We start from the raw sequence: 19,697 nt of genomic DNA on the forward strand, positions 1-19,697 counted from the left end.
GGGAGACTGGCAAGCCTTCTCTGCCATTCACGGCAATTTGCTCAGGGATTCATAGGCTTTTAGGCCGAAAGAACGTCGTCAAAACCAATTCGTCTGTAAAGCCGTTCAGCACCAGAGGGATTGTTCGGTTCAACTTTCAAACTGACTTTATGCTGTCCACGGTGAAAGAAAAGCCCAAGAACGTGGAGCAGTAGCGCCTCGCCTATTCCTTCTCGTCGCCTGTCTGGATCGACAACCAGATCCTTTATAAAGGCGCTGTTCCAGCATTGCACAAAAGCGATAACTCGATCAGACCGATCCAGTACCGGGACAACAAAGTCCGGATCATACTCGCTATCTGAGATCAATCCACGGTGCCACGTTTCAAAATCCGCTACTGAACCGCCTCCATTCATATAGGAATTGACCAGCAATGCATGGGTGCGCTGAGCATATTCTCCAGAGAATGCACCTATCGCAACATCTGTCGGCCACACAGGTTTACGTGGCTCTTCCTGCATCGTCAGCGCCAAATGAAGATATGGCAAATTGATCACGTCATAGCTCCTTCGATCGCGGATTAAACTACAAATAAAAAGGCCGCGCTGTGCGCGGCCTTTTTATTAAATTGGAGAAAAGAAGAATTAAGCCTCTTCAGACTTGTCTTCTGCCTTCTTCTTAGGAGCGGCTTTCTTCTTAGCAGCAGCCTTCTTGGCTGGCTTTGCTTCCGACGCATCATCTTCGTCTTCTGCAGTAAGCTCTTCCTTCGAGACCTTCTTGTCGGTCACGTTGATGTTTGCGAGCAGATGGTCAACGACCTTTTCTTCAAAGATCGGTGCGCGAAGGTTAGCAACGGCATCCGGCGTCTTGCGCAGGAATTCGTAGATTTCCTTTTCCTGACCTGGGTAACGACGTACCTGATCGTAAACAGCGCGCTGCAGTTCTTCTTCAGAAACTTCTACGCCAGCCTTTTCACCGATTTCGGAGAGAACCAGACCGAGGCGAACGCGACGTTCAGCAAGCTTGCGATATTCTTCGCGAGCAGCTTCTTCAGTGGTTTCTTCGTCTTCGAACGTGCGGCCAGCCTGCTGCAGGTCGAAGTTGATCTGCTGCCAGATGTTGTTGAATTCTGCGTCAACAAGCTTCTCTGGGGTTTCGAACTGGTAATCGCCATCGAGAGCGTCGAGAATCTGACGCTTTACCTTCTGACGAGTGATCTGGCCGTACTGGCTTTCGATCTGCTCACGAACAACCTGACGCAGACGCTCAAGCGATTCGATGCCGAGCTTCTTTGCGGTTTCGTCGTCGAGAACGAGTTCGTTTGGCTTGGCAACTTCCTTCACGGTGATGTCGAAGGTTGCTTCCTTACCTGCGAGATGGGCTGCGCCATACTCAGCTGGGAAAGTTACGTTGATGACCTTCTCATCGCCAGCCTTGACGCCAACGAGCTGCTCTTCAAAGCCGGGAATGAACTGACCCGAACCGAGGATGAGCTGCGCATCAGTGTCTGCGCCACCATCAAATGGTTCGCCATCAAGCTTGCCGAGATAGTCGATCGTTACGCGATCTTCATTTTCGGCCTTGCCCTTTTTGGTTTCAAAAGTGCGGGTCGATGAAGCAACGCGCTTAACCTGTTCGTCAACTTCTTCATCAGCGATGTCTACGACTTCACGGGTTACCGCGATCTTCGAGAAATCCTTGACTTCGATAGCTGGCAGAACTTCGTAGTTTAGCGAGAAAACGAAATCAGCCTTGCCGTCGAGAACCTGTTCGGCCTCTTTTTCGTCTTCCGACATAGAAACGACTGGCTGGGTTGCCGACTTTTCGTTGCGCTCAGCGAGGATCGAGCGCGACGAATCGTTGAGGATTTCGTTCACGATCTCAGCCATGAAGGACTTGCCGTAGGTCTTGCGCAGGTGTGCCGTTGGCACTTTGCCTGGACGGAAACCATTGATCTTGGCGCGACCACGCGCAGTTTCGAGCCGCTCAGCGAGCTTGGCTTCGAGATCTCCGGCCGGAACCACGACTTTAATCTCGCGCTTCAGCCCTTCATTGAGCGTTTCGGTAACCTGCATGTTCAAACCTTCACTTCTTGTCATTGTCCCGCCGTTACCGGCGCTTATGCCTCGTCGCGGGAGAGAAATTCTTTTGCCTTAAGGCAGTTGGTGCGGATAGAGGGACTCGAACCCCCACGGTCTCCCGCCAGAACCTAAATCTGGTGCGTCTACCAATTTCGCCATATCCGCCTCTGAACCGAAGTGCACTCCACCGAATGCACTAAATTCGCCTCAGATATTGAACCGCCTCTCGAAAGCGCGCGTCTCTATATCATTCAATTTTCCCGGTTCAAAGGAAAAAAGCCGTTTTACCGGCATTGATTTGCCAGCTCTTTCAAGCCGAAGCGCTTTCGTTCTGTCCGCCCCTATATAGCGATCTTATAGCCTTAGCCAAGCCCCTTTTCTTCAAGGGCGATATTAATAGAGCGGCTCCTGGTAAAGTTGCTTGCCGTTATCGCGCAAAGCTTTCATCACAGCGGTGCCCGTATCATCGACGGCAACTACCGCAGTGATATCCAAATCACGCTGGCTATCCTCTATTACACGGCCCTCACCTTCGGGTACGTAATAGCGTTCTATGCCGTAACGCATGTTGATTGTCGCATCCGGGAAATCGGAGATGGCGTAGGTCGATTGTCCGCGAATCTGAGCTTCATCAGAAGCTAAGTCTGCAAACGGCGTGAACGACGCGCGCGAAATATTCCATATTCCTTTGTCGTCAGGCTTCACCGCGACATAAACAGTGCGAGAACCGTCGGCAGGGGTCCCCTGAATAATCTTGCGATCAATCGATGTAATATCATAGCCAAGGATCACATAATCGCCGCGCATCAGATCGCGAGGATCAACAGGCCGCGTCTGCAACACAATCTCATGGCCAGAACGCAGTACCGAAGCCCGCTTCTCGATGCTCGCATACAGAATGCCTGTCTGCAGCACTGCAGTAATAACCGCGCCCGCGTAGAGCCATTTCCTTCTTATTATGCTCATGGCTGCACCTCCACTGCGCGCTTTCGCCCGAACCTGCTCTCCATACGACGCACAAAGGCCGCAAGCAGTAACACCAGCACGCCAGCAGTGAGGAAGAAGCCAGACGTACCGATCATCGAGCCGACGGTCGTGAAGGCGAGGTAAAGCACTTCAACTGAGAAGGCTGCGTAAGCAATCGAGCGCAAGCTGCCGTTGTCACGTCCACATATGGCCAGCGATCCGATGGAAAGCGCGAGAATGAGGATTCCATAGACGACGTCTTGCGTGACGGCCTGGTTGAAGATCGAGGAAATCATTTTGTCGACTTGAAGAATGCCAAGCGCCAGAAGAGCAAGCAGCAAGCCGTAGGAAGCCAGAGGATGCGCAAACCGCGTCAGCTTTTGAAGAGCTTCATGTGCAAATGCATCTGCCAGCATCAGGGCGATACCGATTATCAACATCATGCCGAGAATCGCTCGGCTTTCATGTTCCGAATAAAGAAGAACAGCCCAACCCAAAACAAACAGGCACCAGAGATGCGCAGCGTGACGAGATCGCGTAAAACGCGCAGCGCCCGCGCCCACCAGAACCAAAAAAGGCCCCATCCAGCGATAGCTGAGATCGCCATAGTCATTATCGAAAGCATATGTAGACAGATAGAAGCATGCGACTCCTGCACCGAAAGCAGTCAGCACCGGCGAACGCAACAGGAAGGCAGAAGCCAAGACACCGCCTGCCCAGACCAGTGCTGCCGAATGCACATCACCCGACAGATGATACATCTGACCGACGAGCGCTATGCCCGCACCAAAGGATGATGCCGCCACTATATAAAGCGCTTGCGGCAATAGCCTGTCGCCACGCGACTGCCGCCATGCCCCACCGAGATAACAAGCCCAGATCAATACAAAGATCAGGCCAATGCGCATGATGCGTGGCATGTCCTGCCAGTTCGCTGCAATCAGCATGATGACCGCAGCTCCCAGCAATAATCCGCCAAGCGTCGCGAGAACCGAGCCGAGACTGAACCGGGGACCACGTTTTTCGAGATCAACATTCAGGCGCGATGCCGTTTCAGCATCGATAAGTCCTTCATGCTGCCAGCGCTCAATCAGGCGCTCTACAGATACTGAAAACGACAAAACAACTCCCGAACAATCTATCCGTTGATGTCACCAACTTACCAAGTGGCTGAGAACATATAGGAAACTCGCCAGTCGGCAAATAGTTAGAGCAAATCAGTTTGAGGCAAATTTGTGCCTGACCAGTCTAATCGATTTAGCGCGTCGTGCAGAACCCGCAAGGCAGCTATGCAAACTCGGGTCTGCAAGTAGCGAAAACAATGAGTTATATAATGGGCAACAAACAAGATGAATTGATCACCAGTTCCTCAACGATGAAGGAATAATACCATGAACCTCTTCCGCTCTTACAACAACTGGCGCCGTTACCGCGATACCGTTAACGAGCTGAACCAGCTCTCGACTCGCGAACTTAACGACCTTGGCATTTCCCGCGCAGACATCCCATATGTAGCGCGTCAGTCCAAGGCACGCTAATCAGATTTCAGTTTCCTGAGCCTGAATCCTCCTCCCATCAGGCTCGGTTCGTCGCAAAGCACTCCTCCTCCCATGCTTTGCGATACCAAGACCGGTCTCTCCTCCTCCCAATTCCGGTCTGACAATAATGGCATCCGTCGCACCTCCTCCCGCGCCGGATGCCATTTGTGTTTCTGGCATCTAATTACGAACCTCTGACGCTCATCTCCCATTGAAGGCGACATGCAAAGGCGGTAAGGGATTTGCCATGTCAAAAGATACCGATTTCTCCCCCGTACATGTTGTTGGTGGCGGCCTCGCCGGCTCTGAAGCCGCGTGGCAAATTGCGCAGGCAGGCGTTCCTGTTATCCTGCATGAAATGCGTCCCGTCCGTGGCACAGATGCGCATAAGACAGAGCAGCTGGCAGAGCTGGTTTGTTCAAATTCTTTCCGTTCGGATGACGCAGAGACCAACGCTGTAGGCGTGCTCCACGCCGAGATGCGCCTTGCAGGCTCGCTGATCATGGCTTGTGCGGATGCAAATCAGGTTCCAGCCGGCGGTGCTTTGGCTGTTGATCGCGAAGGTTTTTCGCAGGCGGTAACCGCAAAACTTGAAGCCCATCCACTCATCACCATTGAGCGCGAAGAAATCGCGGGTCTGCCACCGGAAGAATGGGGCACGGCGATTGTGGCAACCGGCCCGCTGACGGCGCCATCACTGGCTGAAGCCATTCAGGCACAGACTGGGGCCGATGCACTGGCATTTTTCGATGCGATTGCGCCGATTGTGCATTTTGATTCGATCAATATGGATATTTGCTGGTTCCAGTCGCGCTACGACAAGGTCGGCCCTGGAGGCACCGGCAAGGATTACATCAACTGCCCCATGGATAAGGACCAGTATGAGGCTTTTGTCGCAGCACTGATCGAAGGCGATACGACTGAGTTCAAGGAATGGGAAGGTACGCCCTATTTCGACGGCTGCCTGCCGATTGAAGTCATGGCCGAACGCGGCGCCGAAACATTGCGCCATGGGCCGATGAAGCCAATGGGTCTTACCAATGAGCATAACCCGACGGTGAAAGCCTATGCGGTCGTGCAATTGCGTCAGGATAATGCGCTTGGCACGCTCTACAATATGGTCGGTTTCCAGACGAAGCTGAAATACGGCTCGCAAACCGGTATCTTCAAGATGATCCCCGGCCTTGAGAATGCAGAGTTCGCACGTCTTGGTGGGCTGCATCGCAACACTTATCTCAATTCGCCGGTGCTACTTGATAACGTGCTTCGGTTGAAATCGCGCCAATCCCTGCGTTTTGCGGGCCAGATCACCGGCTGCGAAGGCTACGTCGAATCATCTGCAATTGGCCTGCTTGCAGGACGTTTTACCGCCGCTGAAAAGCTCGGAAAAACGCCTGTTGCGCCACCACAGACCACGGCTTTCGGTGCGCTTCTCGGCCACATCACGGGCGGTCACATCGTTGCTGACGATGAAGAACCCGGCAAGCGCTCTTTCCAGCCAATGAATGTGAATTTCGGATTGTTTCCGCCGATTGACGTTCCAAAGCCGGAAGGCAAGCGTCTGCGCGGCAAGGAAAAGACGATTGCTAAAAAGCGCGCATTGTCTGCTCGCGCTCTCGCTGATTTCCAGGAATGGCTGGATAATAACGCATAGTTTTGAAAGAAAATGTAAATCAAAGACTTAAGGCGGTTCTCTTGAAAAAGAAAACCGCCTTATCTTTTAGAAACCAGCTCTGAACATCAGCCATTGTTTGCGAAGGGCCGAGAGGTCAGCAACCTGATCGGCCGCTTTGTCACCCAGTCGTTCAATCGACTTGAGATAAGCAGGGACAAGCGCCAACGGTAAGAATGCCGGAGCGAGACTTTTGGGCAAAGCCTGCCTGGATTTCTCAAAAATCACGAGATGTTCACGTGCGAGAGCCGTCATCACGCTAATCACACGCCCATGTGCCGACTTGTCTTCATTGCCAAGGAAGGCCTCGCGCGTCACACCAACGGCCTGTAACATATCTGCAGGGACATAAAGCTGTCCGCGACGCCGATGGATCGGCATCAGACGCAACAGACCCGTCACAGCCTGCGCAACGCCTGCATGTCCCGCTGTCTCAGCATGAGACTGGGCTGCATCACGGTCGAGGATGAAACCTGCCAGCTGAATGAGAGCGGAAGCGGTCTCACCACAGTAGCCTTCAAGATCGTTCCTACTTGGTATCGGATCGTCATAAAGGTCAAAAATCCGCGCTTCGCAATAATTGTCGAATGCAGAACGCGGCAGATCATATTTGGTGATTGTTTCAATCAGAGCTGCGGCAACAGGATGCGCATCTGCACTGCCCCTTGCCTCGCCATTGATAAGATCGCGCCACCATTGCAGACGCACTTCGCCAGGCAGTGGCTCGTGAACCAGATCGCGAATGCGGGCGATTTCCGCATTGAACGCGTAAAGTGCTGCAAGCGCGCCGCGTTTATCCTCCGGCGCATAAAGCACCGAAAGATAACGATCCCGGTCTGCTTCGCGCAGAAGCGCCAGGCAATGTGCCTCATTCTGGTTCATGAAAATCAGTCTACAGCAATCAGTGCAGCGGCAACTGCGCGATCTTCAGCGAGCAGCACATTATAAGTGCGGACCGCAGCACCTGTGCTCATTGGATCGGACGAAATACGGTGTTCACGAAGCACAGCGCGCACGTCTTCCGGAATACGGCGCAAATCCATACCCGTACCGACCAGGAGGATTTCTATATCGTTCGCCTGCTCGAGAATGGCACCCAGATCATGGCGCGATATAATTGGCGGTGTCTGTGGGTCCCAGCCATGAATACCCGACGGCAAACAGAGAATAGACCCCTTGTGCGACATATCTGCAAAGCGAAAGCCGCCATTGCCATATGCATCAATAGGTGCCCGGCCCGGAAAATGGGCTTCGCGAATTTCTATGCCTTTTGCCATGTCAGAGCATTTCCAGTTTGGATTGAGTCATTAGAAATGCTCTATCCATTTGTTTTACGCGCATCTTGTCCGAAAACCGTTTCACACTTTTCGGGATGCGCTCTAACTGTCCAGATTGAGCGATTGTGCAAGATCGTCGCCCATCGCATCATCTCCTTCGGCTGCACGCGGCTTGAGGCCAAACTGTACAAGCAGAGGTGCTGCAATAAAGATCGAAGAATAAGTCGCCACGATAATGCCGACGCTCAGTGCCAGTGCGAACATACGAATATCCGCTCCACCGAACATATAGAGCGGAATATGTGCAATGAAAGTCACAAAGGCGGTAGGCAAGGTGCGTGACAGTGTCTGATTGATCGAGGCGTCGATAATCGCGGGCAATGGCGCGCTGCTATAACGGCGCAGATTTTCCCGCACGCGGTCATAGATGACGATCGTATCATTGAGCGAGTAGCCGATAATGGTCAGAACGGCGGCAACGCTCCACAAATTGAATTCCATTCGGAATACAATGAATACACCGGCCAGAATGATAACGTCGTGCAGGGTCGATAACACAGCACCGAGTGCCAGCTGCCAGCGGAATCTTATCCAGACATAGATGAAGATACCTGCCAGCGAGAGAAATAGCGCCAGAAGCCCCGCCTGTGACAGCTGTTCCGAAACCGTTGGACCGACAACCTCGACGCGCTGGAACGAATAATCCTGTTCGAACTCACCACGTAGTTTGACGGCAACGGTCTGCTCCGCATCGTCGCCCACTTCCTGACTGCCGATGATCACGAGCGCCGAACGTGGCGACTTGGCAGGAAGAACGCGCGCGCTTTCGATATTGAGTTCGCTCATACGTTCTTCAATATCCGGCAGATTTGCATCGCCGCTACGGGCCTGCAATTCAACCATCGAACCACCACGGAAATCGATGCCGTAGTTGAGGCCGATATTGACGAAAAGTGCCACAACGATCGCACTCGCCAGAACAGAAATGCCAAGCGTTACGAACTGCAGGCGCATGAACGGGATATGCGTAACTGTCGGAACCAGTTTCAGACGACGCTTGGGGATTTCTTTCGGTTTCGCCGTGCGCACCCATTGGGCAATCAGCAAGCGCGTGAAGGTCAGCGTGGTAAATAGCGTCGTGCCAATACCGATTGTAACAGTCAGCGCGAAGCCATGAACCGGACCAGAGCCAAGCAAGAACAGCACCAGAGCTGCAATCATTGTCGTGAGATTGGCGTCCACAATCGTCGAAAGTGCGCGATAAAAGCCGGATTCCATTGCCTGAACAACGGAATAACCTTTGCGGCGGTCTTCCCGAACGCGTTCATATATAAGAATGTTGGCATCGACGGCCATGCCGATAATCAGCACCAAACCCGCGACACTCGCCAACGTAATAGATGCACCGATCAGCGATATGATCGCGATCAGGATAATCATGTTGACGGCGAGCGCCACCATGGCGATGACGCCAAGTATGCCGTAGGAAAGCACCATGAAAAGACCGACGAGCAAGGCGGCCAGCAGTGCTGCGGAAACAGCAGCACTTGCATAGTCGTCACCCAACGCCGAAGCAATTGTGCGTTCTTCCAGAACAGAAACTGCCTGTGGCAGCGCACCGGACCGCAGAACAACTGACATATTGTTGGCGGACTGCAGATCGAACGCGCCTGAAATCTGCAATTCATTTGTATCGAGCGGTTCGCTCACAACAGGTGCAGAAACAACCTGATTATCGACGACGATTGCAAAGCTTTTGCCGATGGCCTGAGTGGTCGCTGCAGCTAGGTTGCTGCGCCCCTTCTCATCCAGCGTCAGCGTGATGATTGGTTCATTGTCGTCTTCAGAAAGTGTGGCTTTGGCATCCGTAACGTCAGCCCCTGTAAACACAGGCTCGTTTTTCACAAGATAACCAATAGGCGGGTCATCATAAGAATAAACAACCGTGCTGTCGGCAGGCGGCGTTCCGCGAATAGCATCGTCGGGCGAAACGCTGTCGTCAACTGCGCGGAAGGAAAGATTGCCACGGATGCTGAGAATGTCTTTTAGAAGCTGAGCGTCATAAAGGCCGGGAACTTCAACGCGAATGCGATTGCGTCCCTCTTCCTCGACAATGGGATTGCCATAGCCAAGTTCTTCAAGACGCTGGCGCATGATCTCTTTGGTGCGATCAAGATCGCCCCTACCAGCATTCTGCACCTGAAGCACAAGACGGGAACCACCGGAAAGATCAAGTCCAAGCGCGACCTGCTTTGTGGGCAAAAATCCGGGCAGATTTGCCAGTGTTTCACGCGAGAAAAAATTAGGCGACGCAATGAGGAAGCTGGCAATAATTGCCAACCAGATCAGAGCCGACTTCCAACGTGAAAAATAAAGCATCGAACAGCAATTCCGTTTCGGCTTGGGTAGAGCGTGCCGGAGCGTACGTGTTACAAACGGCTCTCCAGCTTGGCGAATGGGTCACAATATATGACCCACACGCGATAATGAGCGAGCCTCGGTTATGGAAACCTTACCGGGCTCGCGTAATCTGATAAAAATTACTTGTTCTTGTTGTCGGCGACTGGTTCGCCCTTGACGCGCACTTCGGAAAGAGCGCTGCGCAGAACGCGAATGCGAACGCCTTCAGCGATTTCAACGTCGAGTTCGCCGTCGTCGTGGACCTTCTGGACCTTACCGACAATGCCGCCACCGGTCACAACCGTATCGCCGCGACGAACTGCTGCCAGCATTTCCTGACGCTTCTTCATCTGGGTCCGCTGTGGGCGGATGATGAGAAAGTACATGATTACAAAGATCAGGACGAAAGGCAGAATGCTCATGAGCATGTCTGGCCCGGCGCCGCCGCCGGAGGCTTGTGCAAAAGCCGGTGTTACGAACATTAGGAACTCCTCTGAAGTCTCGAAGACAAATTCTTTACGGCATTACAATGGTTAGCGCGTCAATTGCAACCGGCGAAGGCCCTACTGCGCCAAGGTCGCACACTTTTCCCGCCCGCTGTGGCATGTTAAGCCCTGATCCTCACTATTTGAGGGCTTGGAATGACCACCGAAAATATACTCAGCCAGAAACTGGACCGACTGATCGCTGCACTGGAGCGTATTGCTCCACCACAACCAACCGTACCCGACCTTGAAGCAGCCGATTGCTTCGTCTGGGCACCCGAGCGTCTAACACTCGACCCCGTCAGCCGCGTTAATCGTGTCGATATCTCGCTCATTCGTGGCGTTGATTTGGTGCGTGACCAGCTCGTTGACAATACCCGACGTTTTGCAAAAGGCTATCCGGCGAATAATGTCCTGCTCTGGGGCGCGCGCGGCATGGGCAAATCATCGCTCGTCAAAGCGGCACAAGCCAGCGTCAATGCAGAGCAGACCGAAAAGCTGCCATTGAAGCTTGTTGAAATTCATCGTGAAGACATCGACAGCCTCCCTGCCCTGATGAACATCATTAAGGAAACGCCGTATCGCTTCATCCTGTTCTGCGACGATCTTTCTTTTGATCACGATGATACGTCCTACAAATCGCTGAAGGCAGCGCTCGAAGGCGGCGTCGAAGGGCGCCCGGACAATGTGATCTTCTATGCAACGTCCAATCGCCGCCATCTGATGCCGCGCGATATGATTGACAATGAGCGTTCGACCGCCGTCAATCCGTCTGAAGCCATTGAGGAAAAAGTATCACTGTCAGATCGTTTCGGCCTTTGGCTCGGCTTCCACAAATGCAGCCAGGACGACTATCTCGCGATGGTTGATGGTTATGCAGCACACTACAAGCTGGATTATGATCCGCAGGCGATGCACGCAGAAGCCCTGACCTGGGCGACGACACGTGGCAATCGTTCTGGTCGTGTTGCATGGCAGTATATTCAGGATCTTGCTGGTCGTATGGGCAAAGCGATGTAAAGAAAAAGGCGGGTCTAACCCGCCTTTCTTATTCCGTCGAACCGTTTTCGATCAAGATTCCAGATACTTGGAAGGATTGACCGGTGATGAATTCTTGCGCACTTCGAAGTGCAGCTTAGGCGATTTTGCGTTCCCACTCATACCGGACTTCGCTATGTCCTCGCCACGACGAACCTTCTGACCGCGCTGCACGAGAATCTGGCTGTTATGGCCATAGACTGTAACCAGTCCATTGTCGTGACGGATCAGAACCGTCTGACCGAACTCCTTCAAGCCATCGCCTGCATAGATGACAACGCCATTTTCAGCGGCCTTAACGGCGGTACCTTCCGGAACCATGATGTCGATACCGTCATTAACTGAAGTGCCATCACGCTGGCCGAAGCTTGCAAGAACGCGGCCACGAACTGGCCAACGCATCTGCGAAATGCCCGTTGAAGATGGAGCAGCCGACTGATCCTTCTCGGCGTCTTCGATCACCTTATTGCTCGCCTGTGGTGGCGTATAAGGCTTCACATTTGACGCGGCATCAGGCGCCACCGATGCAGTTTGCACTGGCGCTGCTGCGGCTGGTTTTGCTGGCTGCGGTGAAACCGCTGCAACCTGTGTTGCACCACCGGCGGCTGATGGAATTGCCAGAGACTGACCGACACGAATTGCACCGTTGGTAAGGCCATTCGCCTGCTTTAGCTGTTCAACCGGTACGTTGTGCTTTTGTGCAATGGAGAAAAGCGAATCGCCCGACTTAACTGTGTAAGCACCACCTGCTGCGGCAGTTTGCGGAGCTGCAACAGGAGCTTGCGCCTGCGGTGCAGCAGCATGGTTAGCGGCCGGCAATGGAACGCCATTTGCCGTTGCTGGCAACTGTCCGAGAACGTTTGATTTTGCATTAGCGGCTGCATTGTTTGCAGCACCAGCAGCGCTTGCCACCTGAGTTCCAGCATTGTTCACAGCGCCATTCACACGATTGGCGGCCATGTCTTGAGCCTGATTAACCTGATTCTGTGCCTGCGTTGCCGCAGCCACAACCGGCGCAGAGGACACTGGCGGCAGACTGTTACGCTGAACCGACCCGCTCGAAACCGGCTGGGCGGCCGCCACCGGCGCAGATGCATAAACATCGCCGGCAGGCTGTTGTTGCACAACACGCTGATTAGACGTGGAGCCAGTATAAAGGCCATCCGTGAAGCGCATCGTATCGGCGCTGCACCCTGCACCAAAACCGGCAATCAGAACGATCGCTGCATTCCGCAGGAGACGTTCGGACGTATGCTGCAATATTGGAAAACGCATGTTCAACTCGCCCATACTCTAATACTCACTTGGACTCATTAAAACGCGTTAATGTTACTCGCTGGTTAAGAATCGAGATTTCTTCGAAAAAATATTCACCAATTAAATACCATAAGCGCACAAAAGCGTTTTTTTGCTCGTGCATTACACAAAAAAACCGCCGTAGCATCGACCCAAAAATCGGAAACGATTTTTGGTAAGCACGATGCATAGATTGAATAGTTTAAAGTGGCCTTTGTGCGCCCAAGAGGGCGCGTGGAGCTCTATTGCATCGTGCCGATGCAACAGCGGTTAAAGCATTTCCAGCAAAAGTGGGAGCCGGTTTTGCGTTCGGAAATTCGTAAAAACAAATAGTTACAGCGGTTCGAACGATCCAATACTAACTGGAACCGCTGTAAGTCTCAAAAAAGAGGCTGCGAAGTCCTCACAGAACGGAGGACATGCCTTCGATAAATGGCTGATAACGAACAGGCATGATGTTTTCCTGCTCGAAGCGGCTACCGACCTTTGCGATTCGCGTCACCATTTGCTGACCGTCTCCAGGCCCAATTGGTGCGATAAGCACACCATGGGTTGCCAGAAGCTCTACGAAATGGCGCGGAATGTCTTCACAAGCCAACCAGATCACGATGCGATCAAACGGTCCACCCGGCATACCGTGGCGACCATCGGCATGTTTCACCATGATGTTTTCGCGCTTGAGCGTTACAAACTGCTGCAAGGCGCGGTCGCATAATTTGCGATAGCGCTCGACTGTCGTGACGCGACCTGAAAGCATCGACATGACTGCAGCGGTAAAGCCAGAGCCGGTGCCGATTTCCAATACGCGATGGCCTGATTCTAATTGAAGTGCGGCAATGACGCGCGCCTGATCGTCGATGCCTTCGATATACTCGCCGCAATCGAGCGGTGCAGTACGCTGGCTAAATGAAAGATGCGCCCATGACGAACCCATGAAGCTTTGACGCGGCGTCGATTCGATTGCAGCAAAGAGCCGGGCATCATTGATGCCCCGCGCTCGCATGCGCATGACGAAGGAGGCAAATCCTTCCCTGTCCGAAAGCTGCTGGCGTTCAGACACAGCCTGATTCATGCTTCAACCCCAAGTGCTTTGCTGAGTTCAGCCCGTACCTTCTGTGCCGTCAGATCAAGATGCAGCGGCGTTACAGAGATATAATCCGCGCGGATGGCAGCGATATCGCTATCGCCTGCAACTTCTGCTTTGGTGCGACCAAACTGCAGCCAGAAATAAGGGAAGCCACGACCGTCACGACGCTCTTCGAGGCGCGCATCATGGCTGAGTTTGCCCTGTGCTGTTACACGTGTGCCCCTGACTTCATCTGGAGCACAATTCGGGAAATTCAAGTTAAGCAGAACACCTTCAGGCCAACCCGCTTCAATCAACTTGTTGATCAATGCAGGCGCGTGAGCTTCCACTGTTTCCCATGGCAGAATGCGACGGCCATCTTCGTAATCATATTCCTGCGACAGTGCGATTGCCTTAACACCGAGAAGCGTGCCTTCCATGGCACCGGCAACGGTTCCCGAATAAGTCACATCATCGGCCATGTTGGCACCAGAATTGACACCTGACAGGATGAGGTCAGGCGCTTCCGGCAACACATGGCGAACGCCCATAATGACGCAATCAGTCGGCGTGCCGCGCAGCGCAAAATGACGATCATCGATCTTGCGGAGGCGCAGAGGCTCTGAAAGCGTCAATGAATGTGCAAGACCGCTCTGATCTGTTTCTGGGGCGACAACCCAGACATCATCCGAGATTTGGCGTGCGATACGCTCCAGAACTGCGAGGCCTTCAGCGTGGATACCATCATCGTTCGTCAGCAGAATTCGCACGTCGTCTCTCCTTCATTCACATCGTTACAGCGGTTCTAGTTAATATTGAATCGCTGGAACCGCTGTAACTATTTGTTTTTACGCATTTCCGAACGCAAAACCGGTTCCCACTTTTGCTGGAAATGCTTTAACTGTTTAAATTCACGCGGCTTTCTCGATACGCGTGAGACCGCCCATGTATGGCTGCAATGCTTCAGGAATATGAATGCTGCCGTCTTCCTGCTGATAATTTTCCATGACAGCAATCAGAGCGCGACCGACTGCAACGCCCGACCCATTCAGCGTATGCACAAAACGTGTGGCCTTTTCGCCTTCTGGGCGATAACGCGCATTCATTCGGCGCCCCTGGAAATCTCCGCAAACCGAGCAGCTCGAAATTTCGCGATAAGCGTTCTGACCCGGCATCCATACTTCAATGTCGTAAGTCTTTTGCGCGCCAAAGCCCATGTCACCCGTACAAAGAACAACGGTGCGGAACGGCAGGCCGAGACGCTTCAACACTTCTTCAGCACAGGCCGTCATACGCTCGTGTTCGGCTGCCGAGCTATCCGCATCAGTAATCGACACCATCTCAACCTTGAGAAACTGATGCTGACGCAGCATACCGCGCGTATCGCGACCAGCTGAACCTGCTTCGGAACGGAAGCAAGGTGTGAGTGCCGTGTAGCGCTGTGGTAAAGTCTTAAGGTCGACGATTTCATCGGCAACGAGATTGGTCAACGGAACTTCGGCAGTGGGGATCAGCCAACGACCATCCGTCGTACGGAACAAGTCTTCAGAAAACTTCGGCAGCTGACCTGTGCCATAAACGGCTTCGTCGCGCACCATCAGCGGCGGCATGGTTTCCATATAGCCGTTTTCTGTGGTGTGCAGATCAAGCATGAACTGACCAAGTGCGCGCTCAAGACGTGCCAACGGGCCTTTCAGAACGGTGAAACGTGCACCTGCGATCTTCGCGGCACGCTCGAAGTCCATATAGCCAAGCGCCTCGCCTAGCTCATAATGTTCCTTTGGCTGGAACGAGAAATTGCGCTGATTGCCAATGCGACGGACTTCGACATTATCTGCCTCGTCCTTGCCGAGCGGCACATCGTCAGCTGGAACATTTGGAAGGCTCGAAAGTGCGTCGTTCAGTTCCTTGACCAGGCGGCGTTCTTCTTCCTCAGCATCAGCAAGGAAAGTTTTCAACTCACCGACTTCAGCCTTGAGCTTGTCAGCAGTCGCTGCGTCCTTCTCGGCCATTGCTTTGCCGATTTCTTTGGATGCCGCATTGCGGCGCTCCTGCGCAGCCTGAACTTTGCCGACATGCTCGCGACGCTTTTCGTCAAGCGCGATCAGTTCGGACGAGAGCGGCCCTGCTCCGCGCTTGGCAAGCGCCTTGTCGAGAGCTTCAGGGTTTTCGCGAATCCATTTGATATCGAGCATGGGAAAAGCCGTTTCATGAAATTTAACAGAAAGAGAGGCTGCGATTATGCAGCCTCTGTTTTACATATAGCCGGATCAGGAAGTGGGGGCGTTGTCTTCTGCCCCAGTATCGGCCTTGGTATCACCCTCAGCTTCATCCTTTGCCTCATCCCTCTTCTTTTCGATCATTCGGGCCAATATGATGGAAATCTCGTAGAGAAGGATCGTCGGCAAGGCAAGACCGATCTGGCTCGCCGGATCGGGTGGTGTCAGAACTGCGGCCACCACGAAAGCAATCACAATCGCATATTTGCGCTTGTCCTTGAGACCTGCAGACGTAACCAACCCGACACGGGCCATAAGGCTTGTGACGACCGGCAACTGGAAGACCAGACCGAAAGCAAAAATGAGCGTCATGATGAGGCTCAAATATTCGGAAACTTTCGGCAGAAGTGAAATCTGCACTTCGCCATTACCGCCCGTCTGCTGCATGGCCAGAAAGAACCACATCACCATCGGCGTGAAGAAGAAATAAACCAGTGCACCGCCGGTCAGGAACAATATCGGCGAAGCAATAAGGAATGGCAGAAACGCCATGCGCTCATGCTTGTAGAGGCCAGGGGCCACAAACTTATAAATCTGCGCAGCGATAATCGGGAACGCCAGCACAACGCCGCCAAACATCGCGACCTTGACCTGCGTAAAGAAGAATTCCTGCGGTGCGGTATAGATCAGCTCTGCTTTCGAGCGGTCCATCCCGGCCCAGTCGAGTGCCCATTGGTAGGGAACGACGAGCAGATTGAAGAGGTGCTTTGCAAAGGCAAAACAAAGAATAAAAGCAAGGAAAAACGCCACTATCGCCCAGATCAGGCGGCGGCGCAGTTCGATAAGGTGTTCGAGCAGAGGAGCGGCGCTCTGTTCAATTTCGTCCTCGTCCCGTTTCACGCTTTGCTTCCTGTCTTTTCAGTCGTCTTTTTCGTGGTCTTCTTGGCGGGAGTGTCCGCCTTCACCGTTGCAGGCTTTGCTGGAGACGCCTTTTTGGGTGCAGCCGGCTTTGCAGCCGGTTCAGCTTTGACGCTGGCTTTTGGCTTCGCGGTCGCAGCCTTCAGCTTGACGGGCTTGGCTGCCACCGGCGTTTCTGCAGCAGCAGGTGCCGCCTTCTTACGCGTTGTCTTCGGCTTGGCTGCAGGCTTCTCTGTTGGAGCTTCAACAGGAACCGTCGTACCGTTTGCGTCAACAGGCATTGTCACCTCAGCCACCTTGGCAGGCTCAGCGGGCGACATCGATGTTGTGGACTGAAGACCCGAACGAATATCCTCACCGGCACTGCGAATCGGGTCGAAGACCTGTGTGAGCTTCGAGCGCGGATCAAGCTTGCGAGCCTCATCGACGATATTCTTGACGTCTTCGAGTTCGGCTTCTTTCAAGGCTTCGTTGAACTGATGCCGGAACTCGTTAGCAGTGCTGCGCATACGCGCGGTCGCCTTGCCGAAAGCTCTGAGCATCTTCGGCAAATCCTTGGGGCCAACCACCACGATCATCACAATCGCGATTATCAGCAGTTCAGACCAACCGATATCGAACATAATTTGATACTCCGCGCTTCTGACGCGCGCGTCCCGTCTTTCGGCGGAAAACCGCAATCCAGATTGCAAATACACCGTCGTTCAAGGTGAAGTGGCAATCAACCTGTTGTTATTACACATGATCTTATCGGGAAATAGTTCCCAACCTGCTGGATCATGCCTTCATGGCAAAACATGCTGCGCACCATATTGCACGCAGCATTCCTGACATCAGATCAGGATTTTGTCGTCTTCTTGACGTCATTGACGGTTTCATCCGCCTTGGCATCAATTGTACGTGCATCCGCCTTGGCATCTTCCTTAGCAGCGTCTTCTTCAGACATGCCCTGCTTGAAGTTCTTGATGCCCTTTGCAACATCACCCATCAGTTCAGGGATTTTGCCACGGCCAAACAGAAGCAGCACAACTGCGAGAACGATCAGCCAGTGCCAGATAGAAAAGCTACCCATTTCATTCCTCTCATCGCCGTTGCGACACGGCTTATTCCTATAATGCTGAATACGATTTAAGCGCTTTCACCAAATCTTTCAAACAGAAGTGTGACAGTGAACGAAGTTACAACGATTTTATTTGTTGTAGCTCAAATTTCCCATCAATCTCCGCGTGGCGCCAGCAGCCCCAAACCTTCAAGATCTATATCTTCGAGCGGCTCTTCATCGTCTGTAAGTTCGTCAGGGTCCACATTCGGAACCGGCACAGAGAAACTGGACGGTATGCGCGCAGATAACAGCCCTGCCCCGCGCAATTCTTCCAGCCCTGGTAGATCACGTATTTCCGGCAAGCCAAAATGATCCAGAAATGTATCGGTCGTTCCGTAGGTCACAGGCCGCCCGGGCGTGCGACGGCGACCACGCAGTTTGATCCAACCCGTTTCCATAAGCACATCCAGCGTGCCTTTGGAGGTTTCAACACCACGAATATCTTCAAGCTCGGCGCGTGTGACAGGCTGATGATATGCAATGATTGCAAGGACTTCCATTGCTGCGCGGGAGAGCTTGCGCTGTTGAACCGTCTCACGGCTCATGAGAAAACCAAGATCGGGTGCTGTGCGAAAAGCCCAGGCCGCACCGACCTGAACCAGATGAACGCCCCGCCCCTCATAAACCTTTTGCAGATGCTCTAATATTGCCGCTAAATCGGTATTAACTGGCAATCGCTCTGCCAATGCGCGTTCAGAAACCGGTTCTGCAGATGCGAAGATTATCGCCTCTGCCATCCGTGCGAGTTCCGCCAAGGCCATGGGCGAAGCTGGATGTTGAACTTCGTCGTCATAATCATCCATCGCCACTTCCGCTTCAGACATTTTCGTCCTCATCAAGTTCGCTTAATCCGCCTGCAACGCGCATATAGATCGGCTCAAAAGGTGCATTCTGTCGCACTTCCAGCTTACCTTCTCGCACCAGCTCAAGACTTGCGGCAAAGGAACTGGCCAAGGCGGAAGCTCTTTCCTGCGGTGTCAGCGCATAATTGATGAGAAAGCGGTCCAGTGCGACCCAGTCTCCGCTCGCCCCCATAAGTCTCACAAGTGCGACACGTGCCTCTTTCAGCGACCAGACGGCGCGCTTTTCGATCTGCACATGAGATACGGCCTGTCGCTGACGTTGCGAAGCATAGGCAGTCAGCAATTCATAAAGCGTGGCCGAAAACTGGCTGGATCGATCAACCACCACCAGTTCCGGCATGCCGCGCGCAAATACGTCACGGCCCAGCCGGTTGCGGTTTACAAGCTTCGCTGCGGCATCGCGCATTGCTTCAAGCCGCTTCAAACGGAATTGCAGAGAAGCGATCAGCTCTTCGCCTGTAGCGCCATCCTCATCCTGCTGCTTGGGGATCAGCAATTTGGACTTGAGGTAAGCAAGCCATGCAGCCATGACCAGATAATCAGCAGCCAATTCAAGACTAAGGGCCTGCGCCTGTTCCACAAAGCCCAGATATTGTTCAGCGAGTGCCAGCACCGAAATCCGAGAAAGATCGACACGCTGGTTGCGGGCCAGATGCAGCAAAAGATCGAGCGGACCTTCAAAACCCTGAACGTCGATCAGCAGAGAAGGTTCGCCCTCAGCGCGATCGGCTTCGCCCTGCCACAAGGCATCCATCGGCACGTTGGTGCCGTCTTTGCCATTTGTGTTCGTTTCCGAT

Annotated in this window: 20 protein-coding genes and 1 tRNA gene; 3 read left to right on the forward strand and 18 right to left on the reverse strand. The window is 53.2% G+C overall.

Annotated features, from left to right (window positions below; translation table 11 throughout):
• Window positions 1-59 precede the first annotated feature (59 nt).
• The 5 genes from QBD00_RS12695 to QBD00_RS12715 form a co-directional block, all read right to left on the reverse strand.
• Complete coding sequence (locus tag QBD00_RS12695) at window positions 60-536, reverse strand: GNAT family N-acetyltransferase (protein ID WP_318579688.1); 477 nt, start codon at window positions 534-536, stop codon at window positions 60-62.
• A gap of 87 nt (window positions 537-623) precedes the next feature.
• Window positions 624-2,054, reverse strand: coding sequence for a trigger factor (gene tig, locus QBD00_RS12700; protein WP_268967536.1), 1,431 nt, complete (start codon window positions 2,052-2,054; stop codon window positions 624-626).
• An 88-nt stretch (window positions 2,055-2,142) separates the two neighbouring features.
• Window positions 2,143-2,225, reverse strand: a tRNA-Leu gene (locus tag QBD00_RS12705).
• Between the two features lie 228 nt (window positions 2,226-2,453).
• Window positions 2,454-3,026 carry a GDYXXLXY domain-containing protein gene (locus QBD00_RS12710; protein WP_095446515.1) on the reverse strand — a complete coding sequence of 191 codons (573 nt, stop codon included), beginning with the start codon at window positions 3,024-3,026 and terminating at the stop codon, window positions 2,454-2,456.
• The gene (locus tag QBD00_RS12715) at window positions 3,023-4,147 is read right to left on the reverse strand and encodes a DUF2157 domain-containing protein (protein ID WP_318579689.1); all 1,125 of its coding nucleotides are present in this window, start codon (window positions 4,145-4,147) and stop codon (window positions 3,023-3,025) included. The genes QBD00_RS12710 and QBD00_RS12715 overlap by 4 nt, the downstream gene beginning before the upstream one ends.
• 270 nt (window positions 4,148-4,417) lie before the next feature.
• Between QBD00_RS12715 and QBD00_RS12720 the strand changes: the two genes are divergently transcribed.
• Together QBD00_RS12720 and trmFO are read left to right on the forward strand one after the other, a co-directional pair.
• Window positions 4,418-4,564 (forward strand): DUF1127 domain-containing protein, encoded by a 147-nt coding sequence (locus QBD00_RS12720; protein ID WP_094577128.1) that lies wholly within the window; start codon window positions 4,418-4,420, stop codon window positions 4,562-4,564.
• A gap of 247 nt (window positions 4,565-4,811) precedes the next feature.
• Window positions 4,812-6,218 carry a methylenetetrahydrofolate--tRNA-(uracil(54)-C(5))-methyltransferase (FADH(2)-oxidizing) TrmFO gene (gene trmFO, locus QBD00_RS12725; protein WP_318579690.1) on the forward strand — a complete coding sequence of 469 codons (1,407 nt, stop codon included), beginning with the start codon at window positions 4,812-4,814 and terminating at the stop codon, window positions 6,216-6,218.
• A 66-nt stretch (window positions 6,219-6,284) separates the two neighbouring features.
• On the opposite strand, the gene QBD00_RS12730 is transcribed toward trmFO, so the two are convergent.
• From QBD00_RS12730 to yajC, 4 genes are all read right to left on the reverse strand, one after another.
• Window positions 6,285-7,118 (reverse strand): phytoene/squalene synthase family protein, encoded by an 834-nt coding sequence (locus QBD00_RS12730; RefSeq protein WP_318579691.1) that lies wholly within the window; start codon window positions 7,116-7,118, stop codon window positions 6,285-6,287.
• A 5-nt stretch (window positions 7,119-7,123) separates the two neighbouring features.
• Window positions 7,124-7,513: an Mth938-like domain-containing protein gene (locus tag QBD00_RS12735; protein ID WP_095446510.1), complete on the reverse strand. Its 390-nt coding sequence runs from the start codon at window positions 7,511-7,513 to the stop codon at window positions 7,124-7,126.
• 102 nt (window positions 7,514-7,615) lie between these two features.
• Window positions 7,616-9,970, reverse strand: a complete 2,355-nt coding sequence (gene secDF / locus QBD00_RS12740) for a protein translocase subunit SecDF (RefSeq protein ID WP_412535027.1) — start codon at window positions 9,968-9,970, stop codon at window positions 7,616-7,618.
• 83 nt (window positions 9,971-10,053) lie between these two features.
• Window positions 10,054-10,395: a preprotein translocase subunit YajC gene (gene yajC / locus QBD00_RS12745; RefSeq protein WP_095446508.1), complete on the reverse strand. Its 342-nt coding sequence runs from the start codon at window positions 10,393-10,395 to the stop codon at window positions 10,054-10,056.
• A 159-nt stretch (window positions 10,396-10,554) separates the two neighbouring features.
• Between yajC and QBD00_RS12750 the strand changes: the two genes are divergently transcribed.
• Window positions 10,555-11,418, forward strand: coding sequence for an ATP-binding protein (locus QBD00_RS12750; protein WP_095446507.1), 864 nt, complete (start codon window positions 10,555-10,557; stop codon window positions 11,416-11,418).
• Window positions 11,419-11,469: 51 nt separating this feature from the next.
• Here QBD00_RS12750 and dipM read toward each other — a convergent pair whose 3' ends face one another.
• The 9 genes from dipM to QBD00_RS12795 all read right to left on the reverse strand — a co-directional run bounded on the left by dipM (window position 11,470) and on the right by QBD00_RS12795 (window position 19,654).
• Complete coding sequence (gene dipM, locus QBD00_RS12755; protein WP_095446506.1) at window positions 11,470-12,726, reverse strand: cell division endopeptidase DipM; 1,257 nt, start codon at window positions 12,724-12,726, stop codon at window positions 11,470-11,472.
• Between the two features lie 409 nt (window positions 12,727-13,135).
• On the reverse strand, window positions 13,136-13,804 hold the full coding sequence (locus tag QBD00_RS12760; RefSeq protein ID WP_095446505.1) for a protein-L-isoaspartate(D-aspartate) O-methyltransferase: 669 nt from the start codon (window positions 13,802-13,804) through the stop codon (window positions 13,136-13,138).
• Entirely contained in the window at window positions 13,801-14,568 is a 768-nt protein-coding gene (gene surE, locus QBD00_RS12765) for a 5'/3'-nucleotidase SurE (RefSeq protein WP_318579692.1), read from the reverse strand. The genes QBD00_RS12760 and surE overlap by 4 nt, the downstream gene beginning before the upstream one ends.
• A gap of 141 nt (window positions 14,569-14,709) precedes the next feature.
• Window positions 14,710-15,993 carry a serine--tRNA ligase gene (gene serS / locus QBD00_RS12770; protein WP_095446503.1) on the reverse strand — a complete coding sequence of 428 codons (1,284 nt, stop codon included), beginning with the start codon at window positions 15,991-15,993 and terminating at the stop codon, window positions 14,710-14,712.
• Window positions 15,994-16,068: 75 nt separating this feature from the next.
• Complete coding sequence (gene tatC, locus QBD00_RS12775) at window positions 16,069-16,917, reverse strand: twin-arginine translocase subunit TatC (RefSeq protein ID WP_095446502.1); 849 nt, start codon at window positions 16,915-16,917, stop codon at window positions 16,069-16,071.
• Window positions 16,914-17,558, reverse strand: coding sequence for a Sec-independent protein translocase protein TatB (gene tatB, locus QBD00_RS12780; protein ID WP_318579693.1), 645 nt, complete (start codon window positions 17,556-17,558; stop codon window positions 16,914-16,916). Before tatB ends, tatC begins: the two co-directional genes overlap by 4 nt.
• A gap of 215 nt (window positions 17,559-17,773) precedes the next feature.
• The gene (locus tag QBD00_RS12785) at window positions 17,774-18,007 is read right to left on the reverse strand and encodes a twin-arginine translocase TatA/TatE family subunit (RefSeq protein ID WP_024896600.1); all 234 of its coding nucleotides are present in this window, start codon (window positions 18,005-18,007) and stop codon (window positions 17,774-17,776) included.
• A 143-nt stretch (window positions 18,008-18,150) separates the two neighbouring features.
• Window positions 18,151-18,861, reverse strand: coding sequence for an SMC-Scp complex subunit ScpB (gene scpB / locus QBD00_RS12790; RefSeq protein ID WP_318579694.1), 711 nt, complete (start codon window positions 18,859-18,861; stop codon window positions 18,151-18,153).
• Entirely contained in the window at window positions 18,854-19,654 is an 801-nt protein-coding gene (locus QBD00_RS12795; RefSeq protein ID WP_412535028.1) for a segregation and condensation protein A, read from the reverse strand. Before QBD00_RS12795 ends, scpB begins: the two co-directional genes overlap by 8 nt.
• Window positions 19,655-19,697: the final 43 nt, after the last annotated feature.

It is taken from the genome of Ochrobactrum sp. AN78, from assembly GCF_029909885.1.
Lineage (GTDB): Bacteria > Pseudomonadota > Alphaproteobacteria > Rhizobiales > Rhizobiaceae > Brucella > Brucella quorumnocens.